The sequence below is a fragment of the Microbacterium sp. NPDC064942 genome (genome assembly GCF_049545525.1).
GTDB classification, from domain to species: Bacteria; Actinomycetota; Actinomycetes; order Actinomycetales; family Microbacteriaceae; genus Microbacterium; species Microbacterium gawkjiense.
Genome location: NZ_JBMWDR010000021.1, coordinates 1 through 1,206, shown reverse-complemented (window position 1 = coordinate 1,206; position 1,206 = coordinate 1). Strand labels below are relative to the sequence as shown.

The 1,206-nt window shown below is 67.7% G+C and carries 1 protein-coding gene; it reads right to left on the bottom strand.

Translation table 11 applies throughout. The features are described from left to right. Positions 1-13: 13 nt before the first annotated feature. Positions 14-1,164, bottom strand: a protein-coding gene (locus tag ACPEH2_RS15725; protein WP_423719073.1) for an IS3 family transposase whose coding sequence is annotated in 2 segments (ribosomal slippage) — positions 14-894 and positions 894-1,164 — 1,152 coding nt in all. Because the reading frame shifts where the segments join, the coding sequence is not laid out codon by codon here. Between the last annotated feature and the right edge of the window lie 42 nt (positions 1,165-1,206).

The following is a 1,206-nucleotide window of genomic DNA, read 5'->3' as shown; positions in this document are numbered from 1 at the left end:
TGAGCCGCCCCCTTCATTCGGTCCGGACGTTCTGTGAGTCGTCGGTTTCCATTTGATGGGTGCACTGTCGAGCGTACTCGGCTGGGGGTAGGTAGCCGAGCGAGGAGTGCCGGCGGTGGTGGTTGTACTCGTCCTTCCAGTCGCCGATGATGACCTGCGCGTGCAGCAGCGAGTAGAAGCTGTTGATGTTGAGGCACTCGTCGCGGATCCGGCTGTTGAACGACTCGACGTACCCGTTGCGCCACGGCGAGCCCGGAGGGATGTAGGACAGGCCGGTGCGGGTGCCGGCCCAGTCGGCCATCGCCTCGCTGATGAACTCGGGCCCGTTGTCCGATCTGAGCACGGCCGGGGCGCCGCGCACGGCGACGAGGTCGTCGAGGTGGGCGGTGAGCCGGTCAGCGGTGATCGACCGTTCGGTGAGCCCGCCGATGCACTCCCGAGTGTGCTCGTCGACGATGGAACAGATCTTGATCGGCCTGCCCTGTTCGTCGGCATCGAACTGGAAGTCCACCGCCCACACCACGTTCGGCGCGTCCGCTGTCGGTGCGTCGACGGTCGAGGACCCGACGCGTTTGCGGCGACGCCGCTGCGGGACGCGCAGTCCCTCCTCGCGCCACAGCCGTTGGATCTTCTTGTGGTTCACGCCCCAGCCCTCGGCTCGGGCGTCGTGATACGCCCGCCGATACCCGTAGCGGGGATGGTCCTTCGCCCAGGCGCGCAGCCAGTCCCGCAGCGCCATGTCCGGATCGTCGGTGGTTTCGCCCTTGAGCGGGCGCCGGTATGCGGAGCGTGAGAGCCCGGCCAGGCGGCACGCCATCCGTTCGCTCACCTGCAGTGCCCTGAGCAGGTGCGAGACGGCGGCGCGACGTCTGCCCGGGCCTAGAAGTTTCCCTCAGCCAACTCCTTCAGCGCCGCCTTCTCCAGCTCCGCTTCGGCGAGTAGCCGCTTGAGGGTGGCGTTCTGCTTCTCCAGCTCCTTCAGGCGCTTCGCATCGTCGGCCTTGAGCCCGCCGAACTGGTTCCGCCACCGGTAGTACGTCTGCTCGGACACCCCGAGCTCCCGACACACCGCCGCGACGTCCTGCCCGTCGGCGAGCATCCTGTCGGCCTGCCCGAGCTTACGGACGACCTGCTCCGGGGTGTGACGCTTCCTGCTGTTCGACATGATCTGACCAGTCTCCCTGCCCGCGACTCCGGGCGACAGGAC